General features: G+C 62.7%; 25 protein-coding genes. 22 read left to right on the forward strand and 3 right to left on the reverse strand.

Features of this window, described 5'->3' with window-relative positions; all coding sequences use genetic code 11:
* Positions 1–71 precede the first annotated feature (71 nt).
* Genes DCO48_RS05825 through DCO48_RS05920 form a run of 21 tightly spaced genes read left to right on the forward strand, consistent with a single transcriptional unit; the run spans position 72 to position 14,731 of the window.
* Positions 72–533, forward strand: a complete 462-nt coding sequence (locus DCO48_RS05825) for a head completion/stabilization protein (protein WP_116549666.1) — start codon at positions 72–74, stop codon at positions 531–533.
* Positions 530–976 carry a phage tail protein gene (locus DCO48_RS05830; RefSeq protein ID WP_116549667.1) on the forward strand — a complete coding sequence of 149 codons (447 nt, stop codon included), beginning with the start codon at positions 530–532 and terminating at the stop codon, positions 974–976. The genes DCO48_RS05825 and DCO48_RS05830 overlap by 4 nt, the downstream gene beginning before the upstream one ends.
* Positions 966–1,646: a phage virion morphogenesis protein gene (locus DCO48_RS05835; RefSeq protein ID WP_116549668.1), complete on the forward strand. Its 681-nt coding sequence runs from the start codon at positions 966–968 to the stop codon at positions 1,644–1,646. Before DCO48_RS05830 ends, DCO48_RS05835 begins: the two co-directional genes overlap by 11 nt.
* Positions 1,647–1,657: 11 nt before the next feature.
* The gene (locus tag DCO48_RS05840) at positions 1,658–2,764 is read left to right on the forward strand and encodes a DUF2586 domain-containing protein (RefSeq protein WP_116549669.1); all 1,107 of its coding nucleotides are present in this window, start codon (positions 1,658–1,660) and stop codon (positions 2,762–2,764) included.
* A 12-nt stretch (positions 2,765–2,776) separates the two neighbouring features.
* Positions 2,777–3,226 (forward strand): phage protein, encoded by a 450-nt coding sequence (locus tag DCO48_RS05845; RefSeq protein WP_116549670.1) that lies wholly within the window; start codon positions 2,777–2,779, stop codon positions 3,224–3,226.
* Positions 3,226–3,435 carry a TraR/DksA C4-type zinc finger protein gene (locus tag DCO48_RS05850; protein WP_116549671.1) on the forward strand — a complete coding sequence of 70 codons (210 nt, stop codon included), beginning with the start codon at positions 3,226–3,228 and terminating at the stop codon, positions 3,433–3,435. Before DCO48_RS05845 ends, DCO48_RS05850 begins: the two co-directional genes overlap by 1 nt.
* Complete coding sequence (locus tag DCO48_RS05855; RefSeq protein ID WP_116549672.1) at positions 3,432–3,728, forward strand: hypothetical protein; 297 nt, start codon at positions 3,432–3,434, stop codon at positions 3,726–3,728. Before DCO48_RS05850 ends, DCO48_RS05855 begins: the two co-directional genes overlap by 4 nt.
* A complete protein-coding gene (locus DCO48_RS05860; protein WP_116549673.1) occupies positions 3,725–4,258 on the forward strand; it encodes a lysozyme in 534 nt (177 codons plus the stop codon). The genes DCO48_RS05855 and DCO48_RS05860 overlap by 4 nt, the downstream gene beginning before the upstream one ends.
* Positions 4,255–4,743, forward strand: a complete 489-nt coding sequence (locus tag DCO48_RS05865) for a lysis system i-spanin subunit Rz (protein ID WP_116549674.1) — start codon at positions 4,255–4,257, stop codon at positions 4,741–4,743. Before DCO48_RS05860 ends, DCO48_RS05865 begins: the two co-directional genes overlap by 4 nt.
* Entirely contained in the window at positions 4,740–5,027 is a 288-nt protein-coding gene (locus DCO48_RS05870; RefSeq protein ID WP_116549675.1) for a putative phage tail assembly chaperone, read from the forward strand. Before DCO48_RS05865 ends, DCO48_RS05870 begins: the two co-directional genes overlap by 4 nt.
* 20 nt (positions 5,028–5,047) lie before the next feature.
* A complete protein-coding gene (locus DCO48_RS22695; protein ID WP_371919484.1) occupies positions 5,048–5,191 on the forward strand; it encodes a hypothetical protein in 144 nt (47 codons plus the stop codon).
* A gap of 5 nt (positions 5,192–5,196) precedes the next feature.
* Entirely contained in the window at positions 5,197–7,179 is a 1,983-nt protein-coding gene (locus tag DCO48_RS05875; protein ID WP_116549676.1) for a phage tail tape measure protein, read from the forward strand.
* A complete protein-coding gene (locus DCO48_RS05880) occupies positions 7,179–7,499 on the forward strand; it encodes a DUF2590 family protein (protein WP_116549677.1) in 321 nt (106 codons plus the stop codon). The genes DCO48_RS05875 and DCO48_RS05880 overlap by 1 nt, the downstream gene beginning before the upstream one ends.
* Positions 7,496–8,671 (forward strand): baseplate J/gp47 family protein, encoded by a 1,176-nt coding sequence (locus DCO48_RS05885; protein WP_116549678.1) that lies wholly within the window; start codon positions 7,496–7,498, stop codon positions 8,669–8,671. Before DCO48_RS05880 ends, DCO48_RS05885 begins: the two co-directional genes overlap by 4 nt.
* The gene (locus tag DCO48_RS05890) at positions 8,664–9,188 is read left to right on the forward strand and encodes a phage tail protein (RefSeq protein WP_116549679.1); all 525 of its coding nucleotides are present in this window, start codon (positions 8,664–8,666) and stop codon (positions 9,186–9,188) included. The genes DCO48_RS05885 and DCO48_RS05890 overlap by 8 nt, the downstream gene beginning before the upstream one ends.
* A gap of 8 nt (positions 9,189–9,196) precedes the next feature.
* Positions 9,197–11,059 (forward strand): phage tail protein, encoded by a 1,863-nt coding sequence (locus DCO48_RS05895; protein ID WP_116549680.1) that lies wholly within the window; start codon positions 9,197–9,199, stop codon positions 11,057–11,059.
* A gap of 10 nt (positions 11,060–11,069) precedes the next feature.
* Positions 11,070–11,636, forward strand: coding sequence for a hypothetical protein (locus tag DCO48_RS05900; RefSeq protein WP_116549681.1), 567 nt, complete (start codon positions 11,070–11,072; stop codon positions 11,634–11,636).
* Entirely contained in the window at positions 11,633–12,556 is a 924-nt protein-coding gene (locus tag DCO48_RS05905) for a hypothetical protein (protein ID WP_116549682.1), read from the forward strand. Before DCO48_RS05900 ends, DCO48_RS05905 begins: the two co-directional genes overlap by 4 nt.
* Positions 12,553–13,104, forward strand: a complete 552-nt coding sequence (locus tag DCO48_RS05910; RefSeq protein ID WP_116549683.1) for a DNA-binding protein — start codon at positions 12,553–12,555, stop codon at positions 13,102–13,104. Before DCO48_RS05905 ends, DCO48_RS05910 begins: the two co-directional genes overlap by 4 nt.
* A complete protein-coding gene (locus DCO48_RS05915) occupies positions 13,101–13,811 on the forward strand; it encodes a hypothetical protein (RefSeq protein WP_116549684.1) in 711 nt (236 codons plus the stop codon). Before DCO48_RS05910 ends, DCO48_RS05915 begins: the two co-directional genes overlap by 4 nt.
* Positions 13,784–14,731 carry a hypothetical protein gene (locus tag DCO48_RS05920; RefSeq protein ID WP_116549685.1) on the forward strand — a complete coding sequence of 316 codons (948 nt, stop codon included), beginning with the start codon at positions 13,784–13,786 and terminating at the stop codon, positions 14,729–14,731. The genes DCO48_RS05915 and DCO48_RS05920 overlap by 28 nt, the downstream gene beginning before the upstream one ends.
* A 1,129-nt stretch (positions 14,732–15,860) precedes the next feature.
* On the opposite strand, the gene DCO48_RS05930 is transcribed toward DCO48_RS05920, so the two are convergent.
* Complete coding sequence (locus DCO48_RS05930) at positions 15,861–16,124, reverse strand: hypothetical protein (RefSeq protein ID WP_177410593.1); 264 nt, start codon at positions 16,122–16,124, stop codon at positions 15,861–15,863.
* A gap of 604 nt (positions 16,125–16,728) precedes the next feature.
* Between DCO48_RS05930 and DCO48_RS05935 the strand changes: the two genes are divergently transcribed.
* A complete protein-coding gene (locus tag DCO48_RS05935) occupies positions 16,729–17,523 on the forward strand; it encodes a DNA adenine methylase (protein ID WP_116549687.1) in 795 nt (264 codons plus the stop codon).
* A 66-nt stretch (positions 17,524–17,589) separates the two neighbouring features.
* On the opposite strand, the gene DCO48_RS05940 is transcribed toward DCO48_RS05935, so the two are convergent.
* Entirely contained in the window at positions 17,590–18,090 is a 501-nt protein-coding gene (locus tag DCO48_RS05940; RefSeq protein ID WP_116549688.1) for a DUF2335 domain-containing protein, read from the reverse strand.
* Entirely contained in the window at positions 18,050–18,268 is a 219-nt protein-coding gene (locus DCO48_RS05945) for a hypothetical protein (RefSeq protein WP_116549689.1), read from the reverse strand. The genes DCO48_RS05940 and DCO48_RS05945 overlap by 41 nt, the downstream gene beginning before the upstream one ends.
* Between the last annotated feature and the right edge of the window lie 328 nt (positions 18,269–18,596).

The following is an 18,596-nucleotide window of genomic DNA, read 5'->3' on the forward strand; positions in this document are numbered from 1 at the left end:
GTGAAGCGAGTCAGCCACTTGTGGCCAGCCTCGCAGCAACGGTGTCTCCCGCCCTTTTCGAGTGGCCAGCAATGAGCTTTTCAGGCAAACCCACCACGGTCGTAGATCAGACCATTGAGAATAACGGCTTCTGGCCGGACATCTCCCTGGCTGAATACCAGAAGGCTTACCGCCTGCCGGGCGAGTACCTGGGCGAAGTGCTGGTCACTCAACTTGAACTGGCGATCGGTGAGGTCAACAACGACCTGCTGCGCCTGCAGACGGCCTGGCAATCGATCGGCATCACCGAGGTGGCCACCGCTGACCCAATGGTGCTGCCGGAGCGGGCCTTCAAGGTCACGCTCTACAAGCGCGCCGTGTTCTGCCGAGCCAAGGCCATGGCCTTGACCGACTTCGCCACGGTCACCCGCCGCGAGGTCGCGGAAAACACCGGCAAGGAAGCCCCGGAGCGTGCGGACACCTACCTGGCGTTCAGCCAGGCGGCCGTCCGCGCCCTGCAGGGCCGCAGCCGCATCACGGTGGCCCTGCTGTGAACAAGCTGCGCGCCCTCACGGCGCACCTGCAGGAGCAGAATCTGGTGCTGCCCGAGCAACTGGATAGCTGGGTCGACCAGGTGAACCTCGACCTGATCTGGAAGCCCACCGGCAACGGCGGCATGCACATGGGCGACATGCGCTACCGCGCCGTGCTCGTCCTGGAGCGTTTCACCGGCAACCCGTCGCTGCTCATGGCCCTGGTCGGCTCTTGGCTGGAGTCGAACGACGCCGATCGGGGCGACGACCTGCCGGTGCCTGCCTTTGTCGTCGAGCCCCTGGACAACGACGTGTTCGACGTCGAGTTGACCATCGAGTTCGAGGAGGAGCAGCACCTGGTCGAGGATCCGGACGGCCCGATCACGTCCGGCGGCAAGCGGTACGGCCTCGGCCAGGCCGAAGTGTGGGTCGCCGAGCACGGCGAGGTGAAGCATGGCGCGTAGCACCATCGATCTGGACGTGCGCGGCATGCTCGATGCCCAGGCCCAACTGGACCTGCTGGCCCTGCCGCCGAAGATGCGCCGACGTCTGCTCAACCGCCTGGGCAAGAGCGCCCGCAGCCTCAGCCGCAAGCGCATTCGCAACCAGCAGAACCTAGATGGCTCGCCGTTCGCGCCGCGTCGTGACCTCGACGCCGGCAAGAAAAAGATGGAGGCCGGCCTGGGCAAGCTGCTGCAGGTCACCCGCGTGGACGCGGACGAGGTTGTCCTGGGCTGGAAGAACAACCTCACCAGTTGGGTTGCCGCACAGCAACACAACGGCACATCCGAGCGCCGTACCGCGCAGCAGATGCGCCGCTGGAACAACGTCGAAGACGGTGCCAGAAGCACCGAAAAACAAGCCAAGCGCCTGCGCCGGCTGGGATTCCGCGTTCGCCAGGCCGGTAAGAAACGCCTCACCCGCCCTCCGGTGACCTGGATTCTGGCGAATGTCAGCTACATGCAGGCCGGCGTGCTGATCCGCGTCCTTGATGAGGAGCGCGGCGAGTCTACGGGCGCGCAGAGCTGGGAGATCAAGCTGCCCAAGCGGCAGTTCCTGGGCGCCGGCAACGAGCAGGAGAACAGCGAGCTGCTGAATCACCTGCTGCAGCAAATCATCAACTCACCCCGCTAACGAGGCATCACATGGCACTCGGCAAAGTCAGCGTGAACAATCTCAACCTCGGCCAGGGTGCCGTGACCGAGATCGAGCGCTATTTCCTGTTTATCGGCGCCGCCGGCAAGAACGCCGGCCAGCTGCTGCCCCTCAATACCGACAGCGACCTGGATGCCATGCTTGGCGTGCCGGCGAGCGACCTTAAAACCCAGATAACGGCCGCACGATTGAACGGCGGCGACCGCTGGGCGTGCATCGCGGCCCCGATCGGCGCCGATGGCAGCTGGCAGGGCGCGCTCGAAAAAGCCCAGCAGCAGGGCTATTCGGTCGAAGCAGCGGTAATCACCACGCCCGTGACCGCCGGCGCCGAGCTGTCCGCGATGAACGATGCTGCGACCGCAGTCAACAACACCTATGGGCGCCGCCTGTTCGTGATGGCCGCTACCGTTGGCATCGGCGCCGAACAGACCTGGGCGGAGTACGTCGCCGCGCAGAAGGCGATCACCAAGGACCTGATGGCGGCCCGTGTCCTGGTCGTGCCCCAACTGCACGGAAACGACCTGGGCGTGCTCGCCGGCCGGCTGGCGAACGCCGCCGTGAGCATTGCCGACAGCCCTATGCGCGTGGCAACCGGCGCAGTGCTGGGTCTCGGCGCGGTACCGAAGGACAAGGAAGGGATTCCACTTCCGTCTGCCATCCGCGCCGCCTTGGACGCCGATCGATTCTCGGTTTCCCAGACCTACCCGGACTACCCGGGCGTGTACTGGGGCGACGGCAACATGCTGGACGCGCCGGCCAGCGACTACCTGGTGGTCGAGTACCTGCGTCTGGCCGACAAAGCCGCCCGCCAGATCCGCCCTTTGCTGATCCGCCGTGTCGGCGATCGCCGGCTCAACAACAGCCCGGCCAGCATGGCCGCCGCCGTCACCGCCTTCATGAAACCACTGCGCGCGATGGCCAAGTCCACCACGTTCGCCGGCGAGCAGTTTCCGGGCGAGATCGAGCAGCCGAAGGACGGCGACATCGTCCTGACCTGGGTCACCAAGACCCGTATCGAGGTGTACATCAAGCTCACCCCGCTGAACTGCCCGAAAGACCTCACCGCGAACATCGCCCTCGACCTTTCCAACGAGTAACCAGGAGTCCCTATGTCCCGCATCGGCGGCAAGAACTTCGATATCAGCGTGGGCGACCTGCAGGTGCACGTCGAGTCCTGCACCCTCGATATCACCGACAACAGCGCCGTGGCGCAAACCCGGGGCGTACCGGACGGCTACGTCGACGGCGACGTCTCGGCCAGCGGCGAATTCGAGTTCGACACCATGAACTTCAACCTGCTGATCGAAGCGGCGCGCACCGCTGGCAGCTTCCGCCAGTTGGCTCCGTTCGACAGTGTGTTTTTCGGCTCTGCAGGTGACCAGGAGCTGAAGGTTGAGGCCTTTGGCTGCCGCCTGAAAGTCTCCAGCCTGCTCAGCGTCGACCCCAAGGGCGGCGAGAAGTCGAAGCACAAGGTGCCGTTCGACGTCACCAGTCCGGACTTCATCCACATCAACGGCGTGCCGTACCTGGCCGCGTCCGAGATCGAGGGCCTGAGCTGATGACCTGCCTGTTCGACCGCGCCCAGGCCCTTGAGCAGCGTCAGCGCGACCAGGCGATCGCCGCCGCCCGGGCGCAAGCGCCGTCGAGCGGGCCGAGCCTGACCCACTGCGAAGACTGCGACAGCGAAATCCCCGAGGCGCGCCGCGCTTTGGGCGGGAAGACCCGCTGCGTTCCCTGCCAATCCCTTCACGAGCGTGCCCAACGATGAACACCCGCACCCTGCCAAGGCCCAAGGTCGAGATCCGTCTGGCCCTGCTCGAGCAGCGCCTGGATGCCCTGGCCAGCCACAACGAGTCCGTGCCGGGACGTGTGACCCGCCTGGAGGGCGAGTTCGAGCACATGGCCACCCAGCTGACCGCGTTGAACGATGGCCAGCGGCAACTGACGGCAACCGTGGCTGACCTCGGCACCAAGGTCACCCGGATGATCGCGGTGCTCACCGTCCTGGGCGTCGTTGCCCAACTGGTCGCGCCGGCCTTGCTGCGTATGGTGTTCCCATGAGCCTGCGCAAGCGGATCCTCGCCGGCACCGTTGCCCTGGTGCTGGCCAGCCCCGGGCTGATGGCCTTCCTGGGCAAGTGGGAAGGCGACGGCCAGAACGTCGTCTACGCCGACAAGCTGGCCCGGGGCCTACCGACCGTGTGCAAGGGCATCACCCGCTATACCAGCCCCTACCCGGTGGTGGTTGGTGATTACTGGTCGCCGGCACGCTGCACCGAGGTCGAGCACCTGGTGGTGGAGAAGGGCCAGCTGGAACTGGCCGACTGCCTGATCAACGACAAGATCAGCCAGAACACCTTCGACGCCCTGAGCAGCCACTCCCACAACTTCGGCGCGCCCAACACGTGCGCGAGCCGTGCCGTGGGTTGGATCAATGCCGGCGACATCGCCCGGGGCTGCAAAGCCCTGGCCTGGGCACCGGACGGCAAGACCCCGGTGTGGGCCTACGTAACCGACGCCAAGGGCAACAAGGTATTCGTCCCGGGGCTGCATAACCGACGCCTCGACGAGGCAAGGCTGTGTGCCCAATGACCTGGTGGAGCCAGATTCTGCTGTCCCTGGTACTGGCCGGCGCCGTGTTCTGGACGTTCGACGACATGAACGACCAGCTCGACCAGGTGCGCATCGAGCGCGACCAGGCTCAATACGAGCGGGACGGATTGCGAGAGGCAGCCCGGCTTGCCGGCGAGCGTCTGGCCGCTGCCGCCGCCCTGGACAGCAAACACACCCAGGAACTGACCAATGCACTCAATCAAAACCAGGATCTGCAGCGTGCTGTTGATCGGCTCGATCAGCGGCTGCGCGTCCACGCAACCTGCGCCGCTTCCGGCAAACAGCCCGGTACCGGCACCGCCGGCCTGGCTGATGCTGGATCCCCCGAACTCACTGCAGACGCTCGACAGGCTTATTTCACCCTCCGGGACCAGCTCGTCGTCAGCCGGCAAATGATTCTGGGCCTGCAGGACCATGTCCGCACCTTTTGCACCACCCAACCAACCACTGGAGCAACACCATGACCGACCGCCGCGAAATCACCCTGGAACTGGGCGATCAGGAATTCACTTTCACCCTGACCCCGGCCGACGTGACCAAGTACTTCAACAGCATGACCCAGAACAACAAGATCGCGCCGGCCAACAACTTGCTGGTCACTACCGTGCACCAGGAGCAGCGCGCCACTCTGAAGCCGATGCTGGGCAACCCAGTTATGACCCTGCAGTTGGCCGGCGCGCTGATGGAGGAATACGGGCCTAACGTCGACATCATCGTAAAAAAGTCCTCGAGCACGCTGAGCGCCTGACGGAGAACGGCTTGGGCCAGTTGCTGGCCCTGACCCACCGCTGGCTACCTGGAGCAGAGCCCTCGATCGAGAACATGGGCCTGGCCAAGTGGCTGGACGACGAACACTGGAGACGCATGGAGATCGCTGTGGCCAACGGCATCGCCCATGCGCTTAACGGATAACTCTGATGGCTGATCGCTCCTCCCGCCTGGACTTCATCCTGGCCCTGACCGACAAGGTTACCGCGCCGCTCGGCAAGGTGAAGACGACCTTTGCCGACCTGGCAGACCAGAGCCAGGAGAACTTCAAGCAGATGGGCATCGGCCTTGCCGGCGTGACCGGCAGCTTCATGGCCATCAACGCCTCGCTGGAGCCAGCGCTTGAGATGAATCGGGCCTTGGGCGAAGTCGAGTCGCTGGGCGTGGCCGAGAACGCCCTGGAGTCGCTGAACGCCAAGGCCCTGGAATTTTCCGTCGCCTACGGTGAGAACGCCCAGGAGTTCGTCGCTTCGGCGTACCAGATCGAGGGCGCCGTGAAGGGCCTGGCCGGTACCCAGTTGGCCACTTTCACCAACACCAGTAACGTCCTGGCCAAGGCCACCAAGGCCGACAAAGCGGTAATGAGCGAATACGTTGGCACGCTCTACAACCTGCAGAAGGACCAGGCCGACGCCATGGGCAAGAGCCAGTGGGTCGAGAAGCTGGGCGGCCAGACTGCTCTGGCCACTCAGCTGTTCCGCACCAGTGGCGAAGCCATGAAGGACGCCTTCAAGGAAGCCGGCGCGATTGCCACAGCCTCCGGCGTCGATCTGGCCGAGCAAATGGCGGTCATCGGTACGCTGTCCAGCACCATGGAAGGCGGCGACGCCGGCGGCCGCTACAAGGCCTTCTTCGAGAACATCGGCAACGCCTCGGAAAAGCTCGGGATCAAGTTCACCGATGCCAACGGCAAGGCCCTGCCGATACTGGACATCCTGGGCAAGCTTGAGGGCAAGTACGGCGACCTCAAGAATGCCGCTGCCAATAGCAAACTGGTGGAGGCGTTCGGCGGCGAGGGCGCTCAGGTGATCGGCGCCCTGGCTGCAGACACTGGCCGGCTACGCAACGGCATCGAGCAACTGGGCAAGGTCCACGGCCTCGAGCAGGCCGAGCGGATGGCCAAGGCCATGGTTGACCCGTGGCAACAGTTCGGCGCCGCTGTGCAGGCGCTGCGCATCGCCTTCGGCCAGTCCCTGATCCCTATTCTCACCCCGCTGATGGACCGCTTGGTCGGGATCGCTGGCACGCTGACCCGCTGGACTCAGCTGTTCCCGAACATTACCCGGGTAATCGGCATCACGGTACTTGCCATCCTCGGCATGGCTGCCGCTATGGGGGTAATGACCTTTGTTGTCGGGCTGGCCAGATCGACCTGGCTGGCACTTGTCACGATCTGGAAAGTGGTGCAACTGCTGAACCTTCGCGCCATCGCCGGCTTTCTCCTGCAGGCGGCTGTGATCGGCATCTACGTTGCCGGTCTCACCGTGCTCTACACCACGCTGGGGATTATTCGCGGCGGGATGATGCTGTGGCAGGCCGCGATCTGGTTGGTCAATGCCGCAATGTGGGCCAACCCGGTGCTGCTGATCGTCGGGGGCATCGTTGCCCTGGTCGCCCTGGTCGCGCTGGCCGTCGTGTACTGGGACGAATGGACCACGGCCCTGATGAACACCGCCGCGTTCCAGTGGGTCGCCGAGCAACTGCAGGCGCTCAGCGCCTGGTTCGACTCCATGGGCGGCTGGGCAGGCATGGCCAAGGCCGCCTGGGACGGCATCGTTTCGGTGTTCCAGGCAGCGGTCAACGGCCTGATCGAACTGCTCAACAAGATCCCCGGCGTGAACATCGAGGCGCGCCTGGGTGACATGCCGACCATTCCTGGCGCCGACCAGGCGATCGTCGCGGCTGAGACTGCCAGCGTTTCGCAGAACGCCCAGCAGGCCCTCAGCGCCTCGGTACCGAGCCTGGCCCCAACGCGGCCCAACGCCGTGCCCAAGGGCGGACTCCTGAGCAGTATCCAGAACACCAGCAGCCAGACTGACAGCAGCAAGAAGGTGGAAAACGTGAACATCTACAACAGCAAGCCCATGAACCAAGCCGAGCTGGAAAACATGCTCGAAATGGCGGTGGGCTGATGGACGGCCAGTACATCGATCTGTTGATCCAGAACAACGACCTGGTGCTCGACCTGGCCCGCCAGCCTGAGCCGATTCAGGACCGGGCGAGCATCGCCCAGGATATCGCTCACATGATCCGTGATAGCGGCCTGCTGGTGACCCTGGTGGCCGAGCGCGACCGCTTGCGGCAGCGCGACTGCATCCAGCAGTTGGAGCTGCTGGTGGAAGAAGACGAACGCCTGGTACCTGGAACGGCTCAGATCGTCGATCAGGGCAAAGGCGTCTACCTGGTCACCGCTACCACCTTGGCGTTCGGTGATGTCGAGGTGACCGTATGAGTGACGTTGATTTCACCCAGGCGCTCAAGGACGCCGGCATACCGACCACCGAGGCAGGTCTGCGCCAGGCATGGGAGATCCAGGTTGCCGGACAGGGCAGCAAGCTGAGCAACACCAGCGCCTACTCGCCGTTCTGGCGGGTGGTAACCGCGCTGGTGACCACCCCAGTGCTGTGGATCCTGCAGTTCCTGGTCACCACCATTCTGCCGAACTTCTTCGTCAAGACGGCGACCGGCAGCTGGCTGGATATGCTGGCCTGGGCGGTCGACGTGACACGCAAAGGGTCGACCAAGGCGATCGGCGTCGTCCAGTTCACCCGCACGGCACCAGGCGGCACGCTGACCGTGCCGGCGGGCACCGTGGTCCAGTCGCCGGCGATCAATGGCCACATCTACCAGCTGGTGACCACGGCCGAGGGCCAGTTCAGCGACGGTCTGATGCAACTGGATGTCCCGGTCGAAGCCGTCGAGGCCGGCGCCGGCTTCAACCTGGCCCCCGGGTACTACGCAATTCTGCCCGTGCCGGTGGACGGCATTGCCCTGGTGGTCAATGGCGAAAACTGGCTGACCACCCCGGGCGCCGACGCCGAGCCCGACGACGAGCTGCGGCTGCGCACCCGCAACCAGTTCAGCGCCGTCAACCAGTACCACACTGACGCCGTATACAGGGCGATGATCTCGGCCTTCCCAGGCGTGCGGCCGGACGGCGTGTACTTCGAGCACGGCGCGCCGCGTGGCCCGGGCAGCGCGAACGCCTATGTGCTGTTCGATGCCGGCGTGCCGGCGGACACGTTCCTGGCCGAGATCAACGCTTACATCCGCGATCAGGGCAACCATGGCCACGGCGATGACCTCCTGGTGCTCGCCATGCCGCAGACGCTGCACAACGTCACGGTCGAGTTGTGGCCCCGGGCCAACCTGACCGCAGCTCAACTGGCGCAACTGCAGGACGATGTCGCGCTTTTCATCCGAACCGCATTCCGCGAGAGCACCACCGCGGACTTCAGACCGACGCTGACCTACCCGCAATCGCGGTTCTCGTTCAGCCGCCTGGGCGAGGAGCTGCACCAGCAGTTCCCGGCCCTTGAGTCGCTGCGCTTCGCGAACCTGGACATCGAGTCGGAGCTGGAAATTCCGCGCATCAACAAGCTGACGGTGCAGACCCATGATTAAGCTGAAACTGCCGTTCTGGCTGGAGGGTGTCGAGCTGGCCAAGCTCCGGGACGCCGCACAGTCCTGGTGGGAGCGGGTCGAGGAGTGGCTGCGCTGGCCGCTGCTGCAGCTCGACGCCGAAACCTGCCACCTGACCATCCTGGATCTGCTCGCCTGGCAGCGCGATATCACCCGTTTCAAGGGTGAGCCCGAATCGCTTTACCGGCTGCGGGTCAAGTACGCCTATATCAACGCCGTTGACGCCGGCAGCGTCGCGGGAATGAAGCGGATCCTGGTCCGTCTCGGCGTCGGCTATGCAGAGATCGATGAGCGCGATCCGGATCGGGATTGGGACGTGATCATGTTACGCCTGTCCGACTCCCAACTGTCGCAGAACCCCGAGCTGCTGCGCGTCCTGATCCAGCAGTACGGCCGCACATGCCGGCGGTACGACTTCATCACCATTACCCCGGTCGCACTGCAGATCGCGGCCGTTCACTTCAATGACGATCAGCAGACGCTGGTCGCTCGCCTGTAGGAGCCCCCATGGCCACTATTACCCTTGCCGGGGAAAGCCTGATCGCCCGCCAGCAAGCCGCCCGGCAGCCACTAGTGATTCGCCGCTTCCTCTTTGCCAACGTGCCAGGTCTGGACCCCACCGCGCCGGTCGACCGAACTGCCGCCGGCAGGCCTTCGGCCGCCCGCATCGTCCACACCTACGACATGCCCCAGGAGAACGCCGGTTACGTCAATCCGAACCAGGTCGTCTACAGCTGCCAGCTCGGGTCCGACCTGGGCGACTGGGATTTCAACTGGATCGGCCTCGAGGCCGAGGACGGCACCCTGTTTGCCGCTGCCCATGTGCCGCTGCAGCAGAAGCGCAAGAACATCCCGCCGCTGCAGGTGGGGAACAACGTCACCCGCAACTTCCTGGTGGCCTTCGACGGCGCCAAGGCGCTGACGGCGATCACCGTCGATGCCAAGACCTGGCAACACGACTTCACCGTCCGCCTGAAAGGGATCGATGAGCGCGAGCGCCTGAGCAATCGTGAGCTGTTCGGCCGGGCCTGCTTCCTGGATACCGGTCTGCTTGTGAACAAGGTGAACGCCACCTATGTCCTGGGCGGCGGGACGGCATATGTCGAAGGCATCCGGGTGTTCAACAGCGCGACCGCCCCGATCGTCCCGACTAGCTACCCGACAACCGTCTGGCTCGATGTCGCGCTGCAGCGCGAGCTGAGCGACGTCGTTGCTGCCTGGAAAGTGAGTTTCGGCGCCGCGATGAGCGACTACACCGATGCCTCCGGCGTGCCTCACTACTGCGTCGCGCTGGCCGATATCTCCGCTGCCGGCGTCGTCACTGACCGGCGATCGGCCGAGCCAATCAGCGGCGCGCTGATCCAGCACTTCGCCGCCCGCGTCGGCGACTATCCGAACCTTCGCGCCCGGGCCACCACTGCAGACGACGTCGGCTTGGGGAACCTGCCGAATGCCAAGAGCGACGACCCAGCCAGCGACAGCAGCTATATCCTGGCGACCACCAAGGCCCTGCGCCGGCTGGCCGACGGGCTCGACCTGGGCACAGCCGCCGGCCCGCACTCGCTGGTCACGGTCAACACCCGGGGCCAAGTCACTGGGGGCAGCCGCCCGACCAAAATCCGCGACCTCGGCGTCACGGATGCGTTGATCCCTGGGGACTTTGGAAGTCCAACAGCAGCGACCAGTCGGTTTTTCCGAATCACCTCGGAGGTCGAGCCCGCAACCACGCATTGGGACTCCATCACGGCTGTGGGGTATCACTACAAGCTCGTCCACGGCCAGAACCCGGGTGGCCCGGGCGACGACCGGTACTATTACGTAAAGGTGCTCGCACGCGGGAATGTTGGCGGCACGCCGGTCCTGCAACAGATCGCTGAGCCCTATGCCGCACCGAACCACGCCGGAAAACACTGGTGGCGTGGCCTGAACGACACCTGGGCGCCCTGGATCGAATCGCTCGACAGCACTCGGCTCGGTACCTCGTCCGAGCTGCACACCGGGGCCTATCCGACCAGGATCCCCACGTTCGACATCCTCTTGAACGGTCTGCTGGGCTCTGCGAGCCCGAGCCACATCATGATTCCGTCCCGATCCGCCGGCCGCGTTCAGTTCAAGCTGGTTCAGTTCGGCAAGACGGCCAACGTCCCCTCGGACGGCTCGATCAACGTCACGTTCCCGCTGCAGTACGCCAGCGAACCGATCGTCATCGGCAACATGACCTACCCGACCTTCAGCGCCCTGCGTACCAGCAGCTTTGCGCCGATCGGCGTCACGTCCACGGGATTCACGGTCGAGAACCAGGCCATTATCGAATCCACCTCACTCAACGTCGGGCCGGCCTACTGGCTGGCGTTCGGCGACCCAGCGTAAAGGAGCCAGCATGTTCGCAACCTGGATCGAAAAGGATCAGCGCTTCGGTTTCCGCCTCTCGGAAGGGGTACACGAAATCGGCGAAGAGGAACACACCCGGCTTCTGACGGCTGAAACCCTTGGCATGCGCCTGGTTCCGGATCCGGCCACCGGCCGGCCAATCGCCGTTCCGGCCGTGGGTCCCGGTATCGAGCCCGCCGAGGCACTGAAAAAGCTGCACCAGCAGACCGTCGCTGAGATCAAGCGCCAATGCGAAGCCACCATCACGGGGGGGTTCTGGTCGAACGCCCTGGGCGAGCGCCACCGCTACAACAGTCAGCAGGAGGATCAGTTGAACCTGACCGGCGCGGTGCTGCGTGGCGAACCTATGGCATTCCCATGTCGCGATCTGTGGTTGGTGAAGGCCTACCGGATGCACACGGCCGAGCAACTGCGCAAAGTCAGCGACGAATTCACGCTGTTCAAGATGCAGCTCCTGCAGCGCGCTGACGAGCAGTGCCAACTGGCCGACGAGGCCCTGGCCGAGGGCGACATGGTGACCCTTGAGTCGCTGCGCTGGGAGGCCCCAGCGTCATGAACTGGTCGTCGGTGAACATGCAATGGCCCGCGCAGAGCACGGGCTGGATGGATCAACTGGCCGGCGCTCAAGCGCTGGCCAGTCACGAGCTGGGCAGCACGGGCGATCGGCTGGCCAGCCTGGCCGACCAGGTGCAGACCAACCCGGGCCCAGTCGGCGAGGCCGCCCAGGGCGCAATCGCAGCCGGCCGGGCTGCGCTCCAGGAGCAACTGAGCCAGGCGCCGGCCTGCCTGCTGGTGACACCGTTCCAGAGCGGGGTTGGCCAAGGGCGCGGGCATCAGCGCTATCTGTCGGCCCCGAACCTGCTGCAGGTGATGGCCGATAAGCTCCTCCAACACGGCGCGGTTGGCCAGGCCAGCGGCGACCTTCACGCTCTGTCGATCATGTTCCTGGGCACCAGCTTTGCCGAGTTGGCCAGCGTCCTGTCGCGTTTCAATGCGCTGCTGCCGATGCCGGACCTGGTCAGGGCCGAGCGCCGGGCCGGCCAACTCTCCCGCCTGGAGAGCGAAAAGTGGGAGATCCCCGTTGCTGCGCCTTTGCCGCGCTGGCAGTCGCTGCCGATGGAACGCTGCACGGTGCTCAAGACGATGAAACAGGCCATGGCCGGCCAGGTCGCCGTTCTGGAAGGCTACGCTGCGGACAGCTCGCCCATGGCTGACCTCGCAGCGCTGTCGCAGCGCAAGGCGGCGCAACAGCAGCAGCGCGACGGCCAGATGGCCGATCTGCGCGCACTGCTTGCTGGCGGTGTGCCTGATGAGCGCATGAAAGCCCGCCTGGTAGGGCCTGGCGACGCCGGCCAGTTGCGCCGACTCCTACTGCAGGAGGAAGCACCAGGGCATGAGTGGGTGCTTAGCGCCGGGGTCGTCCTGGTCGGCTCGCTCCCGGGCCTGGCCCTGGTGCGGGAGATGGTGGGCCTATGACGTTGCTTCTCGATGGCCAGAAGGTCCAGGGCAAGCGCATGAAGGTCACCGCGAACCTGCGCATTGAAGCCGACGACATGTCGGGGCAGACCAGCGGAACCCAGAAGGCGCACAAGGGCTTCAAGCCCAAGACCCTGACCGTATCGCTGACGATCCCCTACGTCGACAAGGACAACCTGCGCAGCCTGATGCGCCTGGCCGAGGCCACGGCCGGCGGTGGGCAGTTGAAGACATACCGCGTCGTCAACGACACGGCTGCGGCGTTCGGTATCCGCCAGGTGCAGTTCGCGGAAGGAGTGAGCGCCCGGGAGGACGACGTACTGGCCCAGTGGATCGTCCAGTTCACCTTGTCCGAAAAGCTGTCGAACCCGGAAAAGGTCGAGAGCCGGCGCAAGGCCAACGGCACGACGGCGCAGTCTGCCCCAGGCCAGTCGGTCGGTGCCGGCGGCGAGTCGGGCGCTGGTACCGGGACCGGCGGCGCCCAGGAGCTGACTGGCTTCGAGTCCGTGCTCAAGCGTGTTGACGACTACCTGGGCGGTGGCTCATGAGCATGAAACTGCACAAGGTGCTCACCGTCGCCGGCGCCGAGCTGCCGCTGATCCAGGATGAGGTCCGCCTGCAGCTGCGCCACCCGGGGCGTGCGTCCTTCACCGTGCAGGCCGACGCGCCAGTGAAGGGCCTGGTCACCCTCGACATTGGCTACAACGACAGCCCGTTGCAGCGGCACTTCATCGGCTATGTGGAGCGCAGCACTGCGGTGAACGGCCAGCAGCAGATCCTGTTCTGCCGCGAGCTGGCCACCGTGCTCGAGGCGCCGCTGCCGCTCAACCTGCGCCACGTCAGCCTGCAGGGCGTGCTCGAGGAGATCAGCAAGAAAACCGGCCTGCGCTTTCGCGTGCCGGCACAAGCCTACGCCCAGGTGAAGGCCCCGTACTTCTACAACCTGGGCGGTGGCTACCAGGCGCTGGACAACCTAGCCAAGGTGTTCAGCGTGCCGGACTTCATCTGGCAGCAGCAGGGCGACGGCGACGTGTTCGTCGGCAACTGGGCGGATAGCTTCTTTGGCGCTCGCTCGCCGCTGCAGCTGCCGATCGAGCTGTTCGACGGGTACCAAGGCAACCAGAGCGCCACGATTTCGGCCCTTCCGGGGCTGCGACCTGGTGCAACGATCAACCAGGGCGAGCGAATCACGAACGTGACGCTCGCCGGCAACCAGATGGCCATCCGATGGACAACGCAATCAAACGCAGCGTAGAGCGGCAATTCCCCGAACTCACTGGCGGCTATCACCTGCCGCGCTTCGGCCGCGTGGTCGCGGTACCGGACGCCCCGGCGGCGCCCGGGCTGTGCGACGACTTCCGGCCGCGCTTCGGCGTCGACGTCGAGATCTTGCTGCCAGACGGTGAGCCCGACCCGGACCTGCCTGTATTGACCAGCCTGCCGCTGCCGGCGCCGATGGGCGGGCAGGAGGCGGGCATGTTCGGCTTCCCCGAGGAGGGCACTACCGTGGTGGTGGGCTTCGCCTATGGCCTGCCGCACAAGCCCTTCATTCAGCAGATCCTGGCCCACGGGCTGAGCCTGCCCCGGGTGCCTAAGGGCGACCAGGTGTGGCAGCACAGCGAGGCCTGCCAGCAGCGCGTCGACGCGGACGGCAACTGGCTGCGCCAGACGGACGGAAAGATCCAGGACAAGGCGATTGAGCGCGAGGTGGAGGCCCTGGGCAACACCGAGCAGTTCCAGAGCCACACCGTGAACGTCGACGACCACAGCACCGAGACGGTCGGCGGCGTCAAGAAGATCGAGGCCCTGGGCGCGCTCAAGCTGCTGTCGGGCGGATCCGCCAGCCTGGCGGCGGTGGGTGACCTGCACCAGGCCACCGGCCGCGACTTGAACCTGGTGGTGGGGCAGAAGCTGAACGCGACGGTCGGTGGCGACCTGCAGGAGCGGATTGAGGGCATCCGCCGAAGTGTTGCGCCGAAGACCTGGCTGGGCTCGGAAGGCGTGAACGTGCTGCAGGTGCTGTGCGACCTGATCGACGTGGTCCAGGGCATGAACTTGCAGATCGCAACACACGTCCATGCGTCCAGTCCTCCGCCGAACAATGCAGCGGCTTTCACCGCTGATGCGACGAAAGCTGGGGCGTTACTCGGAAAACTAAGGCCGATCACATCGTGATGCTTACTTTGGTCTTTGACATAGAGACTATTTTTTAACTATCAAGCCTCACTAAGCCGAGATAGTTATTATCGGAGTCGAGCTGTGATCGTTGATAGTTACTCCTATAGCGGACAAGCCGTCGGGCGGTGGTGTGACATGCGAATGCACCCCAAAAGTGCAACTTTGGGAGCTGATTTACAGTTTGAATGTAATTTGGTGTGGCCGGGCGGTTAATAACTTGCCCGGGCGCCAGAGGGAAATGTAACAAATCGTTTCAAGGTTATGCTTTTGTAGAAACGCGCGGAATTTGGCCGCGATTCAGTAAAGATCGGCACTTGCCGAGGTTCTTGCTCCGCCCGGGCACCTAGGCGGGCAGAAAAAGAAAAGGCCCGCACTGGTGCGGGCCTTTGCCGACAAGATTCGCGGGCTTCCCATCCTGTATCTGCATGGGTAAGCTTGCTCCAACCGTTGGCGGGTACAGCTTTTCTTACTAGACATTCGAGAGGCTAAGGGTACCCGACGAGGTCGTCAACAGTCGCATCGGTCGCGTGACCACGCATTTCATTGCAGTTATGGCTACGAAGTTCACCGCATCACCTGTGTTGGATTTTAGCGGCTAAAAAAGCGGTGTTCTTAACTGGCGACGATTTCTCGGTCCAACGGGAAACTATTCAACAACTAGTTGAATATAAAATTCACCGTTGAAGGGCTATCTCATGAAAGCTTGGATCGATCGCTGTTTGCCCGAATGGGCCGTTCGGCTAATCGCCGGCGGGTATTATGTAGCGAAGATACTGGACTACTGGTTCGGTAAGTAAATGGACAGGGGCTTCGGCCCCTGTTTTTCATCAACTCCCTACTCACCTTACCCTGCACCACCAGGACTGCGCGTAAGCGCAGCCATCGATGAACTCGATCCCGCTCAATACGTAACCCATCGTCGACATCCCTGATAGGCGAGCGTCGTAGAGTGGCTGCAGTTGCGAGAGACCTCGCTTGTTTCCGGGATGCAGTTCGGCAACATTCGTTGCCCGCCCCAATCGACGATCATGCACACACGTCACCCGGACGTCTCCGCGATGGGGCTGATACGTGCGTCGCTCATCCTTGGTCAACTCTACCCCTCGCAGACGCAGCGGGATTACATCTACGTGCATGACACGTTCCCCTTGCCTTGAGGCTCTGCTTTGTCCAGCTCGTCCTGGGCGCGCTCTAAGGCGTGCTCCAAAGCCGCATCCGCCAGCTCCAGCATCTCGGCGAGGGTGTTCTGGCCGATCGCATGAACATCGCGCAGAGCGTAGGCCTGGTGCAGGAGTTCGCGGTGGTGAGCGATCGGCGACTCATACAAGGCTCGTTTGTCCTGGAGCAACAGATGCCAATCCTCGGCGGCGGTGATGGCGGTGGTCGACATGGGATACACTCGCAAATATCTGTATGTGCATACAGTATTTATTCAGGGGTGCGCTTTGGCTACCGCCAGCAGACGAGTTGCTCGGCCCGCGAGTGAAAAATCCGGGGCTGGGAAAAAAATCGGTCGAGAAAATCACTTATCCCCCTCCCGCCGACGCGCTTTATGTCGCAAAAAAGTGCAAATACCAGGTGCGGTGTAACGGAAGCGCCGGCCCTGCCCGCCGTGGGCTCTGGACGAGGGTGGGGCATTGCACAGAGTGCAAAGAATTGCAGAAGAATGTCAGTTTTTTTCACCGAGTGCATCGGACCGGGGTGAGCAATCCCCGATCGCTAAGCTCCCGTAGCACGGGAGCTTGCCTCTGGAAAACCAGCCAAATGGGAGGTTTTCAAAATCACCGCTGCTCTGTGCCTAGTATATTCAACCGAACTGGCTCGTTTGCATCACGACTGGCTGAAAGCCACAAAGGGCGGGGCTTGCAGAGAATTTTTCACTTTGAAAGGCTTCGCACAGCCTTGCATGCGAGCATCGTATATATGCCCTGGTCAGTTCTTGCGAATGCAGTATTATCGGTACTGGCTATATATACAGTAAGGTGCTGCATTTGATGTCAGCTCCAATCATTCCCTGGATGGGTGGCAAGCGCCGCCTCGCTGATCGCTTGATCCCACTCTTTCCACCGCATGAGTGCTACGTCGAAGTCTTCGCAGGCGGCGCTGCGCTTTACTTCCTAAGACCTCAACAGGCGCCGGTAGAGGTCTTGAATGATCTGAACGGCGACCTGGTGACGCTCTACCGGGTGGTGCAGAACCACCTGGAGGAGTTCGTTAGGCAGTTCAAATGGGCACTCAGCTCCCGGCAAATCTTCGAGTGGCAAAAGATGACACGGCCAGAGACGTTGACGGACATCCAGCGTGCTGCTCGGTTTTTCTACCTGCAGCAGCACGCGTTCGGCGGCAAAGTCACCGGCCAGACGTTCGGTACTGCGACTACGGGGCCGGCGATCAACCTGTTGCGCATAGAGGAGAACCTATCCGCAGCGTGGCAACGCCTTGCCGGCACCTACGTGGAAAACCTGTCCTGGTTCGACTGCGCGGAGCGCTACGATCGAGCACATACCTTTTTTTACATGGATCCTCCGTATTGGAAGACCGCAGGGTATGGCGTCGACTTCCCGTTTGAGGAATACGAGCGCATGGCCGAATTCATGAGGAGGTGCAAAGGCAAGGTGATGGTGAGTATCAACGATCATCCGGACATTCGGAGGGTGTTCGAGGGCTTTCACCTCGAAACGTTGAACATTCAGTACTGCAACGGTAATCAGCGGGAGGGAAAGGCTCAACTGAGCCGGGAGCTGGTGATTACTAACTGGGAGCCTGCGGCCTTCGGGGGATTATTTTGATTGCGTTGACGGATCGCTTTACCTACAAGTGACCTAACAAAAAGCCCGCTTAGTGCGGGCTTTGCATCACTTCTTTTTGCTGGCAGGAGGAGGGGGCTCAGGTTTTTCGTTGCTTTCGCTTGGCGTGCGTTTTCTACGTCCTGTGATAAAAGCAGCGACGATCCCGCCAAATCCTACAGTTCCCAAGACCCCTGCTGCGACCTCTCGACCCTGAGTCGCCAGATATACGACTGCTCCGATCACAGTCAGCGCGATGATGAGAGCAAACAACTGGCCTAGGAGGACTTCCACAACGTACCAAGTGGACATCTTCTCATCGATCGACATCGCTCGATCTTCAATGCCTTGTCGATGAGCTGTTTGGCTGGTTGTCCATTGGACAATTTCTTTAGCGAGTCCTGGGACTACAGCATCGTATTCTTGCAGAAGCGCGGGGGGAGGTAGGGGGCCTTGAAAACTCTTGGCTACCACGGCAGTTTGCCTTTTCTCGCGCTCAATAACCCCCTCGCGTGGTTCTTGACGAGTATCAGATTTGCTCGGCGTTACGTTCTTTGGCTTCTGCGACACGCTGGCTGCCTTGCTCTGCTGCTTTATAGAAGTCACGACCAATCACCTGCACGTCCTGCTGCAGTGCCTCGTAATCAGTTTGTGCCAGTTCGGATCCTTGGCCACGATAGTGGCTATAGCCTTGAGCTGGGCAAAGCACCAAAACGGACCCGATGCCAGAGAGAATATTCTTGAGCATACGATTCACATTAATAGTCCGATGTCAGAAAAAAGGCGCGCGCATTCTACAGGTTAGCCTGTAAATGCGCAATTTTTTTGACGTTTGTTTCATGGCTCCAATACCAGTGATTAAAGCCATTGACAAGTCCGTCAACCCAAGAATGACATGTGGGTAGTACGCTGTACACTGATCTTTTTAACAGTCTGTATGAATGTACAGTGTTTTTCGGTGGGTTCATAGCCCGCATAGCTCAGTCTCTTTATGGTCGTGTAGCCAGCCTTTGGCGCACTGTGAGCAAAGCGTCACATCTTCGGCAGTAGATTGGCTAGTAGAGCTTTCCTGAAGT

Source organism: Pseudomonas sp. SDI (assembly GCF_003105155.1).
Taxonomy (GTDB): domain Bacteria; phylum Pseudomonadota; class Gammaproteobacteria; order Pseudomonadales; family Pseudomonadaceae; genus Aquipseudomonas.